Annotated in this window: 2 protein-coding genes; both read right to left on the reverse strand. The window is 43.6% G+C overall.

All coding sequences use genetic code 11. The features are described 5' to 3' along the window. Nucleotides 1–147: 147 nt before the first annotated feature. Nucleotides 148–1,716: a RagB/SusD family nutrient uptake outer membrane protein gene (locus tag ACZM60_RS14495; protein WP_489521842.1), complete on the reverse strand. Its 1,569-nt coding sequence runs from the start codon at nucleotides 1,714–1,716 to the stop codon at nucleotides 148–150. Nucleotides 1,717–1,736: 20 nt separating this feature from the next. Continuing rightward, complete coding sequence (locus tag ACZM60_RS14500) at nucleotides 1,737–3,641, reverse strand: SusC/RagA family TonB-linked outer membrane protein (RefSeq protein ID WP_489521843.1); 1,905 nt, start codon at nucleotides 3,639–3,641, stop codon at nucleotides 1,737–1,739. Nucleotides 3,642–3,760: the final 119 nt, after the last annotated feature.

Genomic DNA, 3,760 nt, shown 5'->3' on the forward strand with positions numbered 1-3,760 from the left:
CGAGATTATCTTCTGAATATCGCTGCCTGAAAAAGTTAACTACACTCTTATCGTTGATAAAGAAAAGAGGGTGAATCGCGTATTACGACACACCCTCACATGCATCCACTGATAAATAAATGATGATATTTCATAAATTCCTTCAAATTAATATCCTTCGTTTTGTTTGATGTTCGGGTTTACGCTGATTTCTGTATCGGGGAATGGCATCAATACGTTGTAGCTCTTGAATCCGGCATTCGGGTTTTCAAAATACATCGGATTGCCGTTGGAGTCGTAAGTTCCCAAAGAGGTTTTCTTGCCGCTTTCTTTCAATACCTTTTCTGCATCTCCCCAGCGGACCAGATCCTGGAAGCGTACGAACTCAAAGGCGAGTTCCAGTCGTCTTTCTTTCTTGATATCTTCGAAAAGGGCATCTCCTGTACTGCTTATTGCAGGCAATTGTACACGTTTACGTACTTCGTTGACATAGCCTTGTGCTTTAATGTCGTCAGGACTACTTTTCCGGTTTTGTGCCTCTGCTGCCATTAACAGTACATCTGCGTAGCGGATGATGCGGAAGTTGGTACCGGAAATGGTGTGGTAACTTTCGTTTGATTCTGCTATTTCGTCCATGTAGGGGCCATATTTGGTGCGTACCAGACCGTCGCAGCCATAAGGTAGTGAGCCGTCTGAGGCACGGATGGAAGCTCCATAGTAATTAGCCAGGTCTTCTTCATTCAGCACGGTGGCTTTCTGGCGGATCAGGTCGCCTTCTTCCAGAAAGGCTTCTCTTAATCCGGGTTCAGGACTGACCATTCCCCAGCCTGTTTCCGACAGACCTGTACTTCCTGCCTTGAAATAACCGGAGCGGGGACCACAGTAGGCTGCGATGCAGGTGCTTTCGAGTACTTCGGTCAGGTCGGCTGTATACGAAATCTCGAACACTGACTCACAGCCAAATTCGGATGCCTGACGGGTTATCTGGCTATAATCGGGATAAAGGTCATATTCTTTTGAGGTAATGACTTCTTCGAAAGCAGTAGCTGCTTCATCGTATTTTTTCTGGAATAGATAGGCCTTTCCTAAGAGTGACTGGGCAGTACCTTTTGATACTTGTGCTTTTTGGGCGGCACCTTGCTGACTTTTGAGCGGCAGTACCGGAATAGCTTCGCTCAAGTCCTTTTCTATCTGGGCGTAAAGAGCTTCTATGGTCGAATTGGGCTGATTGTAGTTGCCGGCTTCCAGTGGTTCGGTTACCAGTGGAACGGGGCCCCATAAAGTTACCAGTTCAAAATAGGCATAAGCACGCAGGCATTTGGCCTCTGCTATACAGAGCTCTTTGGTGTCGCTGTCTTCTTTGACATTTTTCAGCAAGATGTTGCAGCAATATATCATTTCATAATATTTTGTGAACATGGATTTCAGCATGGTGTTTGATGCCGGAATGTCAAATTCATTCAATTCATTACCGGTACTGTTGTCGCTTCTGCCTCCACCTCCAGCCTGTGCATCATCCGAAAGTATGTTTTTGTATTCGAATGTATTCAGATTGCTGCTTTGTAATTTATCATAGATGGCATAAAGTGCCTGTAGAGCTTCGGCGTCCGTTTGATAGAAGTTCTCTTGCGGAGTTACTCCTCGCTGGGTAGTGTCGAGAAAATCGTTGCATCCCGTCAATGACAAGGATATGAGCGTTGATAAGGCTATGGATTTAAATATATATTTTGTTTTCATAATATCTGTTTTTTAGGTTGTTAGAAGGATAAGGATGCTCCGAACATAACTTTTTTTGCATTGGGGAAATATCCGCGGTCAACACCGATACTGTTGTTGTCGCTGGCACTTGCTTCCGGATCCATACCCGGATAGCTGGTGACGGTGAAGAAATCTTCCAGTGAAATAGACAAGCGTAAGTTGGTGATACCACACTTGCTCATAAGGTTTTTCGGGAATGTGTATCCTAACTGAAGCTGTTTTACTTTCATGTATGAGCCATCAAATACCATCATGTCGCTGCACCAGAAATTGGTGTTTGTGGTCTGGTAGTAAGCAGAAGGATATTTGGCGGAAACGTTCGAGCTGCTCCAGCGGTTGTCTGCAAACTCGGCAAGTCGGTTGGTTGTTGGACGGTCCGGACGACGGCAGCCGTAAAGTACATCGTTTCCTACAGAGCCGTTGATGAATGCTGTGAAGTCGAAACCTTTATATTCCAGATTGAGTGTAACACCGTATGTAAAGTCGGGTATAGCACTTCCAATCATGGTCATATCGTTGGTATTTATCGCTCCATCTCCGTTGACATCGACAATGTTTACATCTCCGTCTGCTGTCAGGCCGTTGGTCTTATAACCTCTGAAGTACCATACAGGATATCCTTTTTCGAATGCGGTAGTGGTATTCCAGCTCATCAGACTTAAACCGCTGATACGGTCGATAGATGGATCCAGATACGTTACTTCGTTGTGTAATGTCGATAAGTTGGCGTTGATGCTGTAATTGAAATCACCGATGTTGCTTCTCCAGCCTAAATCGAATTCAAATCCTTTATTCAGTACATTACCACCGTTGATAGGCGAAGCTGTATTTCCTGCTTCAAGTGCCGGAGTATTTTGTGTAATCAGATTTTTGGTCTTTTTATGGAAATAGTCGAATCCGAAACTTAAACGGTCATTGAATGCACGTAAGTCTACTCCTAAGTCGATTTGTTCGCTGGTTTCCCACGTAAGATTGTAATTGCCCAGTGAAGACGGACGTGCTGCCGTAACATAACTGCCATCTGCCAGTGGATAAAGGTAAGAAGCATTGATGTATGCCCATGTAAGATAGCTTAGGCCTGAGCCTGAAGAAGCGATATTGGAAGCATACGAGTAATTCTGAAGGTTACTCAAACTACCGTTCTGTCCCCAACTGCCACGTATTTTTAAGTAAGATATAGGAGTATTTTGCGGGAACCAGTTCTCACGGGTAATCACCCAACCTAATGAGAAAGCAGGAAAGACTCCCCATCTTTTATCTCTTGGAAGTATTGAAAGTCCGGCACCATCACAACGCAGAGTTGCTTCAAACAGGTATTTGTTGTCGTAATCATAGTTGACACGACCGAAGAAAGATGCCTTACGGTCTGTTAAAGTTGTACCGCCAACGTTAGAACCGGCCTGAGAGGATACGAAGTCTAAGTCTGCAAATGATTCCTCATCTTTCAGCAGTGGATAGCCGGATGCATTGACTGTCTTGTATTCGTATTGTGATACGGCTGTACCTACCATAACGGTAAAATTATTTTTATTGATGCTTTTGTTGTAGGATGCAAAGTTTTCCCATTGCCAGTAGGTTGTTGTCGCATCGGCATCACTTACAGAAGGAGTACTGTTGTTCATTTCAGAATTATAGTAGAATCCGGGTTTGTAGACATGTGCATTGTATTGGTTGAACCGGATTCCTAAACGGGATGTAAATACAAATCCTTTAAACGGAGTGATATCCAAAGCGATATTACCGATCATGGAGCTGTTGGTTGTTTCTGTCTGCATCAGGTTTCTTTGTACTAAAGGATTGATACATTCTCCGGTTACATAATTGGATATACCGTAGTAATTTCCGTTTTCATCCGTCATGAGGTCATGACCTGCATCGATCAGGTTTTGTACGTGAGCCGGCAATGCGCTTCCTGCATCATAAACTACGTGAGTTCGGGATAAGAAAGTATCTTTAAAAGTTGGTAATCACCGAATTATTTTGTATATTTAAGTCTGACAAACAATTAATTACAAATTAACAA

Source organism: Phocaeicola sp., from assembly GCF_057861905.1.